This is a genomic window from Labrenzia sp. THAF35, from assembly GCF_009363595.1.
Classification (GTDB): domain Bacteria; phylum Pseudomonadota; class Alphaproteobacteria; order Rhizobiales; family Stappiaceae; genus Roseibium; species Roseibium algicola.
Genome location: NZ_CP045380.1, coordinates 5,437,480 through 5,453,515, shown reverse-complemented (window position 1 = coordinate 5,453,515; position 16,036 = coordinate 5,437,480). Strand labels below are relative to the sequence as shown.

13 protein-coding genes are annotated in these 16,036 nt (G+C 59.9%); 8 read left to right on the top strand and 5 right to left on the bottom strand.

Annotated features, from left to right (window positions below):
• Positions 1-68 precede the first annotated feature (68 nt).
• Positions 69-2,426 (top strand): 1-deoxy-D-xylulose-5-phosphate synthase N-terminal domain-containing protein, encoded by a 2,358-nt coding sequence (locus FIU93_RS25080; protein WP_077290336.1) that lies wholly within the window; start codon positions 69-71, stop codon positions 2,424-2,426.
• 50 nt (positions 2,427-2,476) lie between these two features.
• Here the strand turns inward: FIU93_RS25080 and FIU93_RS25075 are convergent, their stop codons facing one another.
• The 3 genes from FIU93_RS25075 to FIU93_RS25065 form a co-directional block, all read right to left on the bottom strand.
• Positions 2,477-2,908, bottom strand: a complete 432-nt coding sequence (locus FIU93_RS25075) for an RbsD/FucU domain-containing protein (RefSeq protein ID WP_152507090.1) — start codon at positions 2,906-2,908, stop codon at positions 2,477-2,479.
• A complete protein-coding gene (locus FIU93_RS25070; RefSeq protein WP_152507089.1) occupies positions 2,898-3,950 on the bottom strand; it encodes an aldo/keto reductase in 1,053 nt (350 codons plus the stop codon). Before FIU93_RS25070 ends, FIU93_RS25075 begins: the two co-directional genes overlap by 11 nt.
• An 81-nt stretch (positions 3,951-4,031) precedes the next feature.
• A complete protein-coding gene (locus FIU93_RS25065) occupies positions 4,032-4,745 on the bottom strand; it encodes a GntR family transcriptional regulator (protein ID WP_022997690.1) in 714 nt (237 codons plus the stop codon).
• A gap of 205 nt (positions 4,746-4,950) precedes the next feature.
• Here FIU93_RS25065 and FIU93_RS25060 point away from each other — a divergent pair, with 205 nt between their 5' ends.
• The 6 genes from FIU93_RS25060 to FIU93_RS25035 all read left to right on the top strand — a co-directional run bounded on the left by FIU93_RS25060 (position 4,951) and on the right by FIU93_RS25035 (position 11,794).
• Complete coding sequence (locus tag FIU93_RS25060; protein WP_152507088.1) at positions 4,951-6,477, top strand: altronate dehydratase family protein; 1,527 nt, start codon at positions 4,951-4,953, stop codon at positions 6,475-6,477.
• A 45-nt stretch (positions 6,478-6,522) separates the two neighbouring features.
• Positions 6,523-7,278 carry an SDR family oxidoreductase gene (locus tag FIU93_RS25055; protein ID WP_209010449.1) on the top strand — a complete coding sequence of 252 codons (756 nt, stop codon included), beginning with the start codon at positions 6,523-6,525 and terminating at the stop codon, positions 7,276-7,278.
• 36 nt (positions 7,279-7,314) lie between these two features.
• On the top strand, positions 7,315-8,841 hold the full coding sequence (locus FIU93_RS25050; protein WP_152507086.1) for a sugar ABC transporter ATP-binding protein: 1,527 nt from the start codon (positions 7,315-7,317) through the stop codon (positions 8,839-8,841).
• Positions 8,838-9,842 carry an ABC transporter permease gene (locus tag FIU93_RS25045; RefSeq protein WP_152507085.1) on the top strand — a complete coding sequence of 335 codons (1,005 nt, stop codon included), beginning with the start codon at positions 8,838-8,840 and terminating at the stop codon, positions 9,840-9,842. Before FIU93_RS25050 ends, FIU93_RS25045 begins: the two co-directional genes overlap by 4 nt.
• Positions 9,843-9,917: 75 nt before the next feature.
• Complete coding sequence (locus FIU93_RS25040; protein WP_022997686.1) at positions 9,918-10,862, top strand: ABC transporter substrate-binding protein; 945 nt, start codon at positions 9,918-9,920, stop codon at positions 10,860-10,862.
• A 77-nt stretch (positions 10,863-10,939) separates the two neighbouring features.
• Positions 10,940-11,794, top strand: coding sequence for a fumarylacetoacetate hydrolase family protein (locus tag FIU93_RS25035; RefSeq protein ID WP_062489284.1), 855 nt, complete (start codon positions 10,940-10,942; stop codon positions 11,792-11,794).
• Between the two features lie 277 nt (positions 11,795-12,071).
• Here the strand turns inward: FIU93_RS25035 and FIU93_RS25030 are convergent, their stop codons facing one another.
• Positions 12,072-12,821, bottom strand: a complete 750-nt coding sequence (locus tag FIU93_RS25030; protein ID WP_022997684.1) for an SDR family NAD(P)-dependent oxidoreductase — start codon at positions 12,819-12,821, stop codon at positions 12,072-12,074.
• Positions 12,822-12,980: 159 nt separating this feature from the next.
• On the opposite strand from FIU93_RS25030, the gene FIU93_RS25025 reads away from it, so the two are divergent.
• Positions 12,981-14,324: an aminotransferase class III-fold pyridoxal phosphate-dependent enzyme gene (locus tag FIU93_RS25025; RefSeq protein WP_286202384.1), complete on the top strand. Its 1,344-nt coding sequence runs from the start codon at positions 12,981-12,983 to the stop codon at positions 14,322-14,324.
• A gap of 40 nt (positions 14,325-14,364) precedes the next feature.
• Here the strand turns inward: FIU93_RS25025 and FIU93_RS25020 are convergent, their stop codons facing one another.
• Positions 14,365-15,846: a PLP-dependent aminotransferase family protein gene (locus FIU93_RS25020; RefSeq protein WP_022997682.1), complete on the bottom strand. Its 1,482-nt coding sequence runs from the start codon at positions 15,844-15,846 to the stop codon at positions 14,365-14,367.
• Positions 15,847-16,036: the final 190 nt, after the last annotated feature.

Genomic DNA, 16,036 nt, shown 5'->3' with positions numbered 1-16,036 from the left:
ATAGCAAGAAACCGGTTCTTGCCCGAAGATAGAGTAACGGCAAGTACGCACTTAACGGGAACGCCTCCATGAGCACCGAACACCTGAAGACCATCGAACAGCGCCTGTTGTGGCTGTCGCACTGGATGATCCATCACGCCAACCACGTGCGTCCGAAGGTGGATGGCATCAAGATCGGCGGGCATCAGGCAAGTTCGGCTTCCATGGTTTCGATCATGACGGCGCTCTACTTCTCTGTTCTCCGGCCGGAAGATCGGGTGGCGGTCAAGCCGCATGCCTCGCCGATCTTCCATGCGATCCAGTACCTGATGGGCAATCAGACGCGCGAAAAGATGGAAAATTTTCGCGGTTACGGAGGCGTTCAGTCCTATCCTTCGCGTACCAAGGATATCGATGATGTCGATTTCTCCACCGGTTCGGTTGGGCTCGGTGTCGCGATTACCTCCTTCGCGTCGCTGGTACAGGACTATATCGCGGCCAAGAGCTGGTCGGGCGACAAGCCGCTCGGCCGCATGATCGCTCTGGTCGGCGATGCTGAACTCGACGAAGGCAATGTGTATGAAGCCCTTCAGGAGGGCTGGAAGAACGATCTCAGGAACTGCTGGTGGATCATCGATTATAACCGCCAGTCGCTCGACGGGATCGTTCGTGAGGGGCTCTTTGATCGGGTCGAGAAAATCTTCGATGCCTTCGGCTGGCAGGTGGTCCGGGTCAAATACGGGGTCTTGCAGCGCGCGGCCTTTGCCGAACCCGGCGGCGACAAGCTGCGCCAGTGGATCGACGATTGCTCCAACCAGGATTATTCCGCGCTCACCTTCATGGGGGGAGCCGTCTGGCGCAAACGCCTGATGGACGACCTGGGTGATCAGGGCGATGTCACCGCGCTGATCGACCGCCGCTCGGATGATGAACTGGCGGACCTCATGGAAAATCTCGGCGGCAATTGCACCGAGACCATGGCGGAAGCCTTCGCCGCCATCGATCATGACAAGCCGACCTGCTTCCTTGCCTATACCATTAAGGGGTGGGGCACGCCGATTGCTGGCCACAAGGACAATCACGGCGGCCTGATGAACAAGACCCAGATGGCCGAGTGGCAGAAACACATGGGCGTTGCGGAAGGCGAGGAATGGGAGCCCTTCGCGACAGTGCCGGACGTTGGAGCGCTGAAGGCGTTTCTGGATCAGGTGCCGTTCTTTGCCAAAGGCACCCGCCGTTTCTCTGACGACAAGATCGCCGTACCTGCTATCGAGCTTGCCTCCGACCGGGATATTTCCACCCAGATGGCCTTCGGCAAGGTGCTGGATGATCTCTCCAAGGGCGACAGCAAACTGGCCGAGCGTATCGTTACGACCTCACCGGATGTCACTGGCACCACCAACCTTGGTCCCTGGGTCAACCGGCGCAAGCTCTTCGCCCGCAAGGCCATGGCGGATGCCTTCATCGAGCACAGGATTCCCTCGACTGCGAAGTGGGAGTTCACGCCGGAAGGCCAGCATATCGAACTCGGCATCGCCGAGATGAACCTGTTCCTGCTGTTGGGCGCTGCCGGTCTTTCTCATTCGCTTTTTGGCGAAAGGTTGATCCCCATCGGCACAGTCTATGATCCCTTTGTCTGCCGGGGGCTCGATGCGCTCAACTATGCCTGCTATCAGGATGCCCGCTTCATGATTGTCGGTACGCCATCCGGTGTGACCCTGTCGCCGGAAGGCGGTGCGCACCAGTCCATCGGCACACCGTTGATCGGCATGAGCCAGGACGGGCTGGCCGCTTTCGAACCCGCCTTTGCCGACGAACTGGCCGTGATCATGGAATGGGCCTTCGATTACCTGCAGCGCGACGGCGAGGGCGATCCGGACGAACGCACCTGGCTGCGCGACGAGACCGGCGGCTCCGTCTATCTGCGCCTGTCGACCAACCCGATCGAACAGCCCGTCAAACGGGCCGACGATGCCTTCCGCCAGGGCGCCATTGACGGTGCCTACTGGCTTCGCAAACCCGGCCCCAACTGCGAAGTTGTGATCGCCTATCAGGGTGTCGTTGCGCCCGAAGCCATCAAGGCGGCGGGAGAACTCGCCGGTAACCGGCGGGATGTCGGTGTTCTTGCCGTGACGTCCGCCGACCGCCTCAACGCGGGCTGGACGGCGGCGCAAAGAGCAAGGTCTCGTGGCAACGCGGCCGCCAGGTCCCATATCGAGCAACTGCTGGGCGATCTGCCCGGTCATTGCAAACTGATCACCGTGATTGACGGCCACCCGGCAACGCTCGCCTGGCTTGGCGGTGTTGCCGGCCACCAGACCATCCCGCTCGGTGTCGAACATTTCGGCCAGACCGGTACGATTGGCGATCTCTACCGCCATTTCGGTATCGACGCCGCGTCGATCATCGAGAAGGTGAATGGATTGACGCCGGGGCGGCGAGTCTAAGTGCGCCTGAAGCTAAAGGAAGGGGCTGGATGGCACGTGATGTCTGCAGGTCATGGCTCGATAATGCCCTTGGTCAGAATGATGTTGCCGTAGAGGCGGTTCTCGCCTGTCTGGACCACGGCAAAGGCATGGCTGGCCGCTTCATAAAAGGCGTGGCGTTCCAGCGTTGAAATCCTGGCCGGCTTGTCGGCGGTGTCATCGATGATGGTCTGGAACTCGGCGACAATCTCCGGCACCGCGTCCGGATCACCGACCACCTGCATCGTCTGGGCGGGGGCGGCGACGAACGTGTCGAGCGGCATAACCGACAGGATCGCCTTCAGCGTGTCTGTTGCCGATATACCATCGAGACGAACACAATCGGGACCGGAGCTTTCCGCCGGGAAATTGGCGTCGACAATGGCGATCTCGTCGCCGTGCCCCATGGCTCTGAGGGCATAAAGCAGCGAGGGGCTCAGGATGGGGGGAAGGTTACGCAACATGGGAAGTCTCGCTCGGCAAGGGGGCATCGGGGCGGATCAGGCCAGCAGACCTGAGGTCTGACCAGAGTGCGGCAGGGATATCGGTCTTCAAGAGAGCAATATTGGCTTCAACCTCGGCCGCGTTCACTGCGCCGGGGATGACGGTCTTCACACTTGGGTGTCCAAGCACGAACTGCAGCGCGGCCGCGATCAGCGGCACTGAATGGCTGCGGCAGACATCTTCGATCTTGCGCACGCGCTCAAGGATCTCCGGCGGTGCATCGGCGTAGTTGTATTTCGCACCGGGAACGGCTCCGGTTGCCAGAATGCCGGAATTATAGGGCCCGCCCAGAATGATGCCGACGTCCCGTTGCTCGCAAAGCGGCAGGAAGCTCTCAAGGGCGTCCTGTTCCAGAAGCGTGTAGCGGCCGGCAAGCAGGAAACAGTCGAAATCGGCAAGGCCGAGCAGCTTTTGGCAAACCTGCCACTCGTTTACCCCTGCGCCGATGGCCGCAACGTCCCCGGCCTCTTTCAACTCGGTAAGCGCCTTGTAGCCGCCAAGATCGAAAAGCTCGCGGACGCGGGCATCGCTGGCTTCCTGAGAGCCTTGCGAAAAGGCGCAGACGTCATGCACGAAAAGGATGTCCGCGTTGGCGACCTCCAGTCGCTGACGGCTTGCCTCGTAGCTGCGCATGACGCCGTCATAGCTGTAGTCGAAGACGATCCGCTTTTGCGGCACATCGACAAAGGCTTCCGGGGTCACCTCGTGCGGCTCGCAATCCAGCAGCAGGCGGCCGATCTTGGTCGAAAGCTGAATGTTCTCGCGGCCAAAACGCTTGATGGCAGTGGCAAAGCGCATTTCCGATCGGCCCAGGCCGTATTGCGGCGCCGTGTCAAAGTAGCGGATGCCGTTGTCATAGGCCGCCTGAAGGGCAGCCTGGGCATCTTCTTCCGAAACCTTGCGGTAGAGATTGCCGAGCGGCGCGCCGCCGAAACCCATCTCCGTCAGGTCGATGGGTCTTGCGGTTCTGTCGTTCAGCCGCTGTGTTTTCAAGGCGGTCATGTGTTTCCTCTGGATGTTTCCTCAGGATCAGTTTGAACGCCGCATGATCTGCGGTCTGGTGTCGGGCCACGGGCCAGGTTTTCAGTCGAACAGGTCCGGCCTGGTCTCGGCGAGCGGTTCCAGGCGCGTGACAAGTTCGCTCAGGTGCTTTTGCATTGCCTGGCGTGCCCGTTCCGGATCGCGGTCGCGGATTGCTTCCACGATGACCCGGTGCTCGTCATAGGCCTCAAAGGCTCTGCCGCGCATGGGCAACAGCAATTGCCGTGCCCGGTTGACCTGCATCCACCCGGTGGCAGACAGGCTGTGGAGCTTCGGGTAGCCGGTGAAGGAGAAGATAAGCTCGTGCATGCGCTCGTCTTCCCGGTAGAAGCCGGTTTCGTCGTGATCTTCCAGACAAAGAGCCTGCAGACGCAAATTGCGGTTCAACTCCGTCAACTGCTCTTCGGTGCGCTCCGCCGCCACCTTGGAAACCGCCGCCAGTTCGATGGCTTCCCGCAGGAAGGCGCCCTCGCGGATTTCCGACATGGAGAATTTGGTCACGCGGGAGCCGGACTGGGGAATGACTTCGACAAGGCCTTCGCCTGCTAGCCGGGTGATCGCTTCCGTCACCGGCGAGCGGGAGACACCAAGCTGTTCGCAGATGACTTGTTTCCTGAGAAGGGTGCCCGGCGGCAGGTCCATCGCCAGGATCGACGAGCGCAGTGCCTCATAGACACGCTGTGCGAGCGAGCCGGACAGTTTGCCAATGTCGGGCAGGGTGATCTCGGGAAAATCTTGTTCGTTGGTCAGGGACATTGTCAACTCGATTGAATGCTAACATGTTAGTTGACACAGTTACCCTGTCAAGCTAATCGTGAAGAAAGGCTGGCCGTGCCGATGCTCCATGGAGAGTGCTCGGAGAAGAGTGAAAAGCTGATTGATGTCAGCGGGTTGAGAAGGGTCTTGTCATCTTGAAATGACAAGGCGGACCAGCCGTAGCGGCCGTAGCGGGGAGAGAGACGTGTTGCAGCCTCATGCCAATTCGATCCTTCTGAATGCCGATGACAATGTGGTCATCGCCCTTCAGGATATTGCGGCCGGCGCAAGCGTTGCCCATGTTGACTGTCCGCTATCCGGGCAGGTCATGCGTGGCCACAAGATTGCCCGCAAGCCGATCTCCGCTGGCGAAAACGTCATTCGGTACGGTCAAATCATCGGGCAGGCGAAGTCAGACATCAAGCCGGGGGAGCATGTCCATGTTCATAACCTCGGCATGGGCGATCACAGCCAGGACTATCAGCACGCCGAAGCCTCGATCCCGCTTGAGCCCGCAACGCAAGAGCGCACCTTTCTCGGCTACCGCCGGCAAACGGGGCGAGCAGGCACGCGCAATTACATCGGCATTCTGACCTCGGTGAACTGCTCGGGGTCTGTCGCAAAATTCATTGCGGAGGCTGCCGAGAAGTCCGGTCTGCTGGACGAGTTTCCGAATGTCGACGGCATCGTGCCAATCGTTCACGGAACCGGCTGCGGCATGTCCGGCAAGGACGAAGGTTACGCAACGCTGTTCCGGACCCTGTCCGGTTATGCCCAGCATCCGAATTTCGCAGCTATCCTGCTGATCGGTCTTGGCTGCGAGGTCATGCAGATTGCCGATCTCGTCGGTGATCGCAAAATCCGCCCTGATGGCGATTTGCGCTACATGACCATTCAGCAGACCGGCGGTACTCGCAAGACCATTGAAGCCGGGCTGAAAGAGTTGCGGGCGCTTGCCGAACTTGCCAACAAGGCCGAGCGCACGCCGGTGCCGATTTCCGAAATCACCGTCGGAATGCAGTGCGGCGGCTCGGACGGATATTCAGGCATCACTGCCAATCCGGCACTCGGGATTGCCTCCGATCTTCTGGTCCGTCATGGCGGTACCACGATCCTGTCCGAAACGTCGGAGATCTACGGCGCGGAGCACCTTTTGACCCGCCGGGCGGTTTCCGTCGATGTCGGCAAGAAGCTGATCGAGCGTGTGCGCTGGTGGGAAGACTACACAGCCCGCAATGGCGGCGAGATGGACAACAATCCGTCGCCCGGCAACAAGCGCGGCGGATTGACCACAATCCTGGAAAAGTCTCTTGGTGCAGCGGCCAAGGGAGGCTCTGCCCCCCTTGTGGACGTCTACAAGTTTGGCGAACCCGTCGACAAGAAGGGGTTCGTCTTCATGGACAGCCCAGGCTTCGATCCATGTTCGGTGACCGGTCAGATCGCCTCAGGCGCCAATATAATCGTCTTCACGACGGGGCGCGGCTCCGTGTCCGGTTACATGCCAACCCCTTGCATCAAACTCGCCACAAACAGCGAGATGTATGGCCGGATGTCGGAAGACATGGACATCAATTGCGGTGACGTGATCTCCGACAATGTCAGTCTGGAAGCCAAGGGCGAGGAGATCTTCGAAATGATCATCGCCGTTGCCTCCGGAAAACAATCGAAGAGCGAGGAACTCGGCTTCGGCGGAGTGGAGTTCGTGCCGTGGCAGATCGGTGCGGTGATGTAGCCGCATCCGGCGGAACATTGTGACGATGCGCGGACTTTCGGGAGGATTTCAGTGCGCTTGAAAGATAAAACAATATTGGTGACGGCAGCCGGGCAGGGTATCGGCCGTGCAAGCGCGATTGCCTGCGCCAGGGAAGGCGCAAAGGTCTACGCCGCGGACATCAACGAGGAAACGCTGTCGACGCTCCCGGGCGAATGCCCCGGTATCGAGATCCACAAACTGGATGTCTGTGATCGCTCAGCCGTTGACGCCCTGGCAAAAAAACTGCCGGCGCTCGATGGGCTCTTCAACTGTGCGGGCTTCGTTCACAACGGCACTGTCCTCGATATCACCGAAGACGACTGGGCCTTCAGCTTCGAGCTGAACGTCACCTCCATGTACCGGATGACGCAAGCTTTCCTGCCGGGCATGCGCGAACGCGCCAAGGTAACCGGCACGGCATCGATCCTGAACATGTCGTCGATGGCATCGTCCATCAAAGGCTTTCCTATGCGCACCGCCTACGGCGCCACCAAGGCAGCCGTGATTGGCCTCACAAAGGGTGTCGCAGCGGATTTCGTCAAGGAAGGCATTCGCTGCAACGCGCTATGCCCGGGCACTGTCGATACTCCGTCCTTGCGCGGCCGCATTGCTTCTGCACCGGACCCGGTGGAAGCGGAAAAGAATTTCATCGCCCGGCAGCCCATGGGCCGTCTGGCAACCGTCGACGATATGACGCCGATGATCGTCTACCTGTTGTCCGACGAAAGCCGGTTCGTTTCCGGGCAGGCACTTCTGGTCGATGGAGGTGTCACCATCTGACGGTGGCTCCTTTGTCGCGGTTTGGGAGGATCGCGCATGACAAATCTGGTGAGGATGACGGGGATCGAAAAACGCTTCCCCGGTGTACACGCCCTCAAGAATGTCAGCTTTGACCTGAACAGCGGCGAAGTGCATGCCCTGATGGGCGAAAACGGCGCCGGCAAGTCGACGCTGATGAAGATCCTGTCCGGAATTTACCCCAGGGACGGCGGCGAGCTGCTGGTCAACGGTCAGGCCGTGGAGATCGACGGTCCACGGGCCGCCCAGGCGCTGGGCATCGGTATCATTCATCAGGAACTCAGCCTGATGAATGATCTGACGGTCGCGCAGAACATCTTTATCGGCCGGGAACCGCGCAAGCGTTTCGGCCGTCTGGACGAGGCGGCGCTCAACGCCAGGGCGCTCGAGATCTTCAAGTCGATGAACCTGAAGATGAACCCGAAGACGATCGTCGGTGAACTCACCATCGCCCGTCAGCAGATGGTCGAGATCGCCAAGGCGTTGTCCTACCGGTCACGCGTCCTGATCATGGACGAGCCGACGGCCGCCCTGAATGATGCGGAAATCGCCGAACTCTTCACCATCATCCGCCGCCTGAAGGCCGATGGCGTGGGCATCATCTACATCAGCCACAAGATGGACGAACTCAAGCAGATCGCCGACCGGGTGACCGTCATGCGTGACGGCTCCTATGTCGGCACCGTTGATGCAGCGCAGACGTCTGTTACCAAGATCATCTCCATGATGGTGGGCCGGGAGCTGACCAGCGAGGCCATCGTGATCCCCGATCTGTCCGACGCCGAGACGGTGCTGGACATACGCGGGTTGAACAGGGGGCGCGAGATCCGCGACGTCAGCTTTTCCGTCAAGAAAGGCGAGATCCTCGGCTTTGCCGGCTTGATGGGGGCCGGGCGAACGGAAGTGGCACGGGCGATTTTCGGAGCTGATCCGCGCGACAGCGGCGAGATCCGGGTTCATGGCAAGCCCCGTTCGATATCGAAACCTTCCGACGCCGTGAAGGCGGGCATCGGTTACCTTTCGGAAGATCGCAAGCATTTCGGTCTGGCCACCGGCATGGATGTTCGGACCAACGTGGCGCTGGCCAGCCTCGATCGTTTTTCCAGCCGGTTTGGCGTCCTGAATGACGATGCCATGCGTAAGACGGCGCAGGACTATATCGCCAAACTGGAAATCCGCACACCGTCCGACCGGCAGGAAGTCCGCCTGCTTTCCGGTGGCAACCAGCAGAAGGTCGTCATCGCCAAGTGGCTCTACCGGGATTGTGACATCCTGATCTTCGACGAGCCGACCCGCGGCATCGATGTCGGTGCCAAGTCGGAAATCTACAAACTGCTGAAGGCACTGGCCAACGAGGGCAGGGCGATCATCGTCATCTCCTCGGAATTGCCGGAGATCATGCGGCTCAGCCATCGCATCGCCGTCATGTGTGAAGGCCGTCTCACCGGCATCCTGCCGGGCGGTGAAGCCACCACGCAGGAAGACATCATGCATCTGGCGACGCTTCGGGCGCCATCCATGCAGCCAGAAGGATACCAGCAATGACCGCCGTCAACCCGTCCTCCTCGCCGTCGCTCGTTGCACGTCTGATCGAGACAGGGGCGCACCAGAAGCTGTTGGCCTTCGCCAGCCTGGTTCTTCTGCTGATCGGTTTCTCGATCGCTTCACCCAACTTCATGCAAACCTCCAACATGATCGCGATCCTGCAGGCGACCTCGGTCAATGGCGTCTTGGCTGTTGCGGCAACCCTGGTGATCATCACCGGCGGGATCGACCTTTCCGTCGGAACCTTGATGACGTTCTGCGCGGTCATCGCAGGCGTCGTTCTGACCAATCTCGGCATGCCGCTGCCGCTCGGTGTGGTTGCCGCCATCGCGACCGGTGCGCTGTGCGGCCTATGTTCGGGCACCTTCATCGCCAAGATGAAAATCCCGCCGTTCATCGCGACCCTCGGCATGATGCTGATCCTGAAAGGCCTGTCGCTGGTGATTTCCGGAACCCGGCCGATCTATTTCAACGACACGCCCGGCTTCGACCTGATTTCCCGTGGCTCGCTGATAGGCGACATTTTCCCGGCGCTGCCGATCCCGAACGGGGTTCTGATCCTGTTCCTGGTGGCCGGGGCTGCGTCCTACATTCTCGGCCGTACGGTTCTTGGCCGCTATACGTTCGCGCTGGGCTCCAACGAAGAGGCGGTTCGCCTTTCCGGCGTCAACACCGATTTCTGGAAGATGTCGGTCTACGCCCTGGCTGGCTCCATCTGCGGCATCGCCGGCATCCTGATCGCATCGCGCCTCAACTCTGCCCAGCCGGCACTCGGCCTGGGGTATGAGCTGGAAGCCATCGCGGCCGTCGTAATCGGTGGCACGTCGCTTTCCGGTGGGCGCGGAACGGTTCTCGGGACCCTGATCGGCGCTCTGATCATGGCCGTCCTGACCAACGGTTTGCGGGTCCTGTCCGTCGCCCAGGAGTGGCAGACGGTGGTGACCGGCGCAATCATCATCCTGGCCGTTTACGCGGACATGGTGCGCAGGCGCAAAGCCTGAGTTTCATCAACACACAAGAGGGTGGTCACACCCCGGTACCGGACCTTCCGTCCAACCCAACCACAGGAGAGGAATATGCTGAACAGACGTACTCTTATCGGAGCTGCAAGTGCCGCTGCCCTGATGCTTTCCGGGAACTTTGCCTTCGCCCAGGAAACCTACATTCCGCTCATCTCCAAGGGTTTCCAGCACCAGTTCTGGCAGGCCGTGAAGGCTGGAGCCGATCAGGCCGCCTCGGAGCTGGGTGTCACCATCACCTTTGAAGGCCCGGACAACGAGACCATGGTCGACCGCCAGATCGACATGCTGGCCGCTGCCCTTGCCAAGAACCCGACGGCAATCGGCTTTGCCGCTCTCGACAGTCAGGCTGCCATTCCGCTTCTGAAGCAGGCTCAGGAAAAGGGCATCCCGGTCATCGCCTTCGACAGTGGTGTCGACAGCGATATTCCGGTGTCGACGGCTTCAACCGACAACATTGCTGCAGCAGCACTGGCTGCCGACAAGATGGCTGAGCTGATCGGCGGAGCTGGCCAGGTTGCCGTGGTGGCACATGACCAGACCAGCCGGACCGGCATCGACCGTGTCGACGGTTTCGTCAACCAGATGAAGGCAAATCATCCGGATATCGAGGTCGTCACCGTTCAATATGGCGGCGGTGACCATCTGAAGTCGACAGAACTCACCAAGGCCATCCTGACAGCCAATCCGGATCTGAAGGGCATCTTCGGTGCCAACGAAGGGTCTGCCCTTGGTGTGGTCAACGGTGTCTCTGAAATGGGCAAGTCCGATGTGGTCATCATCGGCTACGACAGTGGCAAGGCCCAGAAGGATGCGATCCGCAACGGCGTCATGGCCGGTGCGATCACCCAGAACCCGGTCGGTATCGGCTACGAGACCGTGAAAGCAGCTCTCGAAGCATCGCAGGGCAAGGAAGTTCCGGCGCATATCGACACCGGCTTCTACTACTACGACAAATCCAACATTGACGATCCGAAGATCGCTGCTGTCTTGTACGACTGATCGATTTTGTCGTAACCAACCCCATCGAGCCCGGTTGCACGCGCAGCCGGGCTCCAACCACTCAAGGACGATCCTTTATGAAATTGCTGAGATTTGGCGCTCCGGGACAGGAAAAACCCGGTGTTCTCGATGCCGACAACCGCGTTCGTGATCTTTCTTCCGTTGTCGCGGATATCGCCGGCGATGCTCTCCTGCCTGAAAGCATTCAACGCCTGCAGGGGCTCGACGTCGCTTCGCTGCCACTGGTGGAGGGCGCTCCGCAGCAGGACCTGCGCGTCGGACCTTGCGTCGGCAATATCGGCAAGTTCATCTGTATCGGCCTCAACTACGCCGACCACGCTGCCGAATCCGGCATGGATGTGCCGCCGGAACCGGTGGTCTTCAACAAGTGGACCTCGGCCATTGTCGGTCCGGATGACGACGTCAAGATCCCACGCGGCTCGCAGAAAACCGACTGGGAAGTCGAACTCGGCGTCGTGATCGGCAAGGGCGGTGCCTATATCGAGGAAGCCGACGCGATGAGCCATGTCGCCGGATTCTGCGTGATCAACGATGTCTCCGAACGCGAATTCCAGATCGAACGGTCCGGCACCTGGGACAAGGGCAAGGGTTGCGATACCTTCGGCCCGATCGGCCCCTGGCTGGTAACGCCGGATGAAGTCGGCGACTTCGACGATCTCGGCATGTGGCTGGAAGTGGACGGCAAGCGCTACCAGAACGGCTCCACCAAGACGATGGTCTACCGGGTACCGTTCCTGATCTCCTATCTCAGCCGCTTCATGAGCCTGCAGCCTGGCGACGTCATCTCCACCGGCACGCCCCCGGGTGTTGGCATGGGGCAGAAGCCGCCGGTCTACCTCAAGGGCGGCGAAGTCATGACGCTTGGCATCGACAAGCTGGGCAGCCAGACCCAGAAGGTGACCAAGGCCTGATCGTTCGGGATCTTGCCTGCACAATGACGGCCGGACGCGGAGACGCGTTCGGCCGTTGACGTTTTTGAAGAAGGGACGCGCGGCATCTCCTGCGTGTCGTCCCGGTTTGTCGCGTCAGCGTCAAGACCGGGATCCAGTATCCTATGTGGCTGGTGAGGGTCAGATGCGACTTCATGCGATTACTGGATCCCTGCCTTCGCAGAGATGACAAGGCGCATGTGGACAGATTGATAAATCCGCTTTGTCCGTGGGCGAACTGCGCCGCCACAGATTCACCTCAGCCCTCTCTGGCGATCTGCCAGCCGGCCCAGGACTGGCTGACGGGCATCAGTTCCAGCGAGTTGATGTTGAGATGCGGGGGCTGTGTCGCGACCCAATAGACCGTGCTGGCGATGTCTTCCGGCTGGATCGCGTTGGCGCCGCCATATAGAGCATCGTAGCTTTCCTGGTTGCCACCGGTACGCACCAGCGTGAATTCGCTTTCGCATAGGCCCGGTTCGATGGAGGTAACCCGCACACCCTTGCCATGAAGATCCGACCGCAGGCCAAGCGAGAACTGGCGCAGGAACGCCTTGGTTCCCGCATAGACGTTTCCGCCCGGATAGGGCCAGTTGGCAGCAATGGAGGAGATGTTCACGACCATGCCCTTGCGCTCGATCAGCTTCGGCAGAAGCTTGTCGGTGATGGTGACGAGACCGGTGATGTTGGTATCGATCATGGTCTTCCAGTCGGAGAGTTTCGTCGCCGGTGCCGAAGCCGTGCCGAGGGCAAGGCCGGCATTGTTGACGAGGATGTCGATCTCCTGAAAGTCCTCCGGCAGGCTGGCGAGGGCCGCAGTTGTTGCAGCTTCGTCCATGATGTCGAAGACAAGCGCGTGAAATGCCTCGCCGAGATCCGTCTTCAGCTTTTCCAGCCGATCCGCGCGCCGGCCGGTACCGATAACCTTCCATCCGTTTTGCACGAACAGCCGGGCCATCGCCTGACCGAAGCCGGAGGTCGTTCCGGTAATGAGGATTGTGCCGCTCATGAGCCTGCCTTTCCGAAGTATCTGAAACAGTCGCTTGACCGGACCATAGGCAGCTGCCTCGCCAGCACAACGCCAAAAGCGGGCTTTGGGCCTCTGGCTCCTATGAATTCAAGCGCTGGCTCTACGGCGGGTTTGCGACTGGTCCTAGGAGTGATGGGAATGCTCCGATCTGAAGGACCCTGCGCCATGACCCAGATGCCGATCAACATGGATCACCACTGGCTTCCGTTCACCAACAACCGTCTCTTCCACAAGGAACCGCAGATGTTCGCGCGGGCGGAGGGCGTGCGGTATTGGACGCCCGAGGGGCGGGAAATCCTGGACGGATCTTCAGGCCTGTTCACCTGTGCAGCGGGGCATGGCCGCAAGGAGATTGCCGAAGCCGTCTACAAGCAGCTTCAGGTTCTGGATTATTCCCCGCACTTCCAGCGCGCGGCGCCGATCTCCTTCGAACTTGCCGAAGCGCTCAGTGGAATTCTGCCGGAAGGTCTCGACCGCATCTTTTTCGGGTCTTCCGGGTCTGAAGCCGTCGATTCCGCCATCAAGATCTGCCTTGCCTATCACAAGGCCAAAGGCGAGCCTCAGCGCACCCGTTTTGTTTCGCGGGCCTGGGCCTATCACGGGGTCAACCTTGGCGGCACGTCACTGGCGGGCATGGTCAACAACCGGCGGGACTTTTCCGGCGTTACCTGCGACGTCGTCCATATGCGCCACACCTGGAACGAGGATCAGCGCTTCACGAGAGGGCAACCGCAAGACGGAGCGTGGATTGCCGAAGATCTGGAAGAGATCTGCAAGACCTACGGTGGCGAGACCATTGCCGCGGTCTTCATCGAGCCGATTGCGGGTTCTATCGGCACTATCGTGCCGCCCGTCGGATACTTGCAGAAGCTGCGCGAGATCGCCGATAAATACGGCATTCTGCTCGTGTTCGATGAAGTCATCACAGGTTTTGGCCGGACGGGCTCAGCCTTCGCGGCACAGGAATTCGGTGTCACACCGGATGTCATGACGATGGCGAAGGCGATTACCAACGGTGCGATCCCCATGAGCGCTGTCGCGGTAAAGACGGAGATCCAGAAGGCCGTCATTGATTCCATCACCGCGGATCGGCCGGAACTGATGCACGGTTATACCTACTCCGCCCATCCGGTTGCCTGCGCCGCAGCTTTGGCAACACTTGGCATCTACAAGACCGAAGGTCTTTTCGAGAGGGCGGCAAGCCTCTCGTCAACATTCCTCGATGGCGTTTTCAGCCTTCGCAATCTGCCTCATGTCCACGATTTGCGTGGTCATGGCATGATGTCCGGTATTCAGCTGACACCGGGCGAAACGCCGGGAGCAAAGGGATCTCTGGTGCAGCGGAAGCTGTTCGACGAAGGCCTGCATGTCAAAGCAACCGGTGATGCGCTGATCTTCGCCCCGGCACTCACTACATCGGAAGAAGATCTCTCGATGATGATCGATGTCCTCCAGAAGGTCTTGGGCAAGGCAGAGCTGTAAGCTGCCAGTCACGGGGTATCCCGGCTTTGAGCCGGGGGCGCTACCTGCTGTCCGCCAGAAGTTGTCCGAGCAGCTTGATGCCCGGCTCCATCTTTTCTTCAGCAATTGCACCGAAGCCCAGGCGGATCCGGTTTCGAGGACTATTCGGGGAGAAATACCGGTCGTCTCCTGCCTCGATCAGCAGACCTTGCCGCGCGGCTCTCGATTGCAGTTCCGCAGCTCGGATACTCTCCGGTAGCCTGATCCACACGCCTGACCCACCCGTCGTGACCGTTGCCTGACAGGTCGGCAGATGCGTTTCGATGAGCCTGAAGATCTTCTTCCATTTCTGCGACAGCACCTTTCGCTGACGTCGGATATGGGAATCGTAATGGCCCTCGGACAGAAAGATCGCCATCGCCCGCTGGTCGAGTGCTGAGGGGTGCCGATACATCAAGCGTCTGAGTGCCCGAAGCTCTCTGATAATGCGCCTGTCCGCAGCGATGAAACCGAGCCGCAATCCCGGAAACAGGGCCTTGGAAAGACTGGCAACGTGGATGACGCGTCCGGTACGGTCGAAACTGCGCAAGGACGGTTTCTGTGCGCCGATGAAATTCAGCTCATGCTCATAGTCGTCTTCCAGGACGATGAAATCATGTGTTTCAGCATGGGCCAGCAACCGCAGACGCCGCTCCATCGACATGGTGACGTTGGTTGGGGACTGATGGCCAGGTGTCACGTAAACAAGTCGTGCCCCCTTCAGCTCGTCTCCAACCCGCATGCCGTTTGAATCGACCGGGTGATACTTCAGCTCTGCCCCAAAGGATTGGAAGATGTTGCGGGTGTCCACATAGCCGGGTTCTTCCATGTCCGTCCTGACCCCGGGTCGGCAAAAGAGCTGTGCCACCAGGAAGAGGGCATTCTGGGCGCCGACGGTTACCAGAATCTCGTCCGGCTCTGCCCGGAAGCCCCGTTGCGGCAGCATCCGGCGGATGATCTGGTTGACCAGCATCGGGTCGTCCTGATCGACAAGATCACCGATCCAGGTCGGGGCGTGCTGGGCAGTGCCTGCCAACCGGACACAATCGCGCCAGCGCGCGACGGATGTCTTGTCCGGAGCAAGCTGGCCATAGATGAAAGGGTAGGGATAGGACTGCCAGTCGGCCGGTTTTGAAATGTTTTCCTGGGCCGCGTAGCTGTAGGTCAGAAAGGCTTGCGGATTGAACGGGTGCTCCGCAGTGGGCAGGATGTCCTTGGCGTGATCATCCACCCGGATGTTGAGCTGCTCACGGATGTGCCGTTCGTTGATGAAATACCCGCGCCGGCTGACCGACTTCAGATAACCGTCCTCAACCAGTCTCTCATAGACGATGGCGACCGTGTTTCTGGAAACCTTTATCTCGCTGGAAAAGACACGGGTTGCCGGCAGCGGTTCGTGCAGGGGCCACACACCGTCCAGAATGGCCTCGATCAGCCGTTCCTGTATCTGGTGCTGCAATCGTCTGCCCGGATCGAAGGGCGTATCGAAATAGGTCGCAAGCATTTGAACTTTTTGGTCGTCCCTGAATTCGGTTGGCCCGAGGGCGGCAGTTTGAAGCTGTTTCCCGAACCTGCAAAGCCCGGCAATTCCTCTGGCTCCATAGTTTTCACTCTCTGGCTCTAAGGGTGAATATTGCACCGCAATATCCTTTCTTGCAACGCGGCGCAGGATCGTCCGGGCAATGCGACCCTTT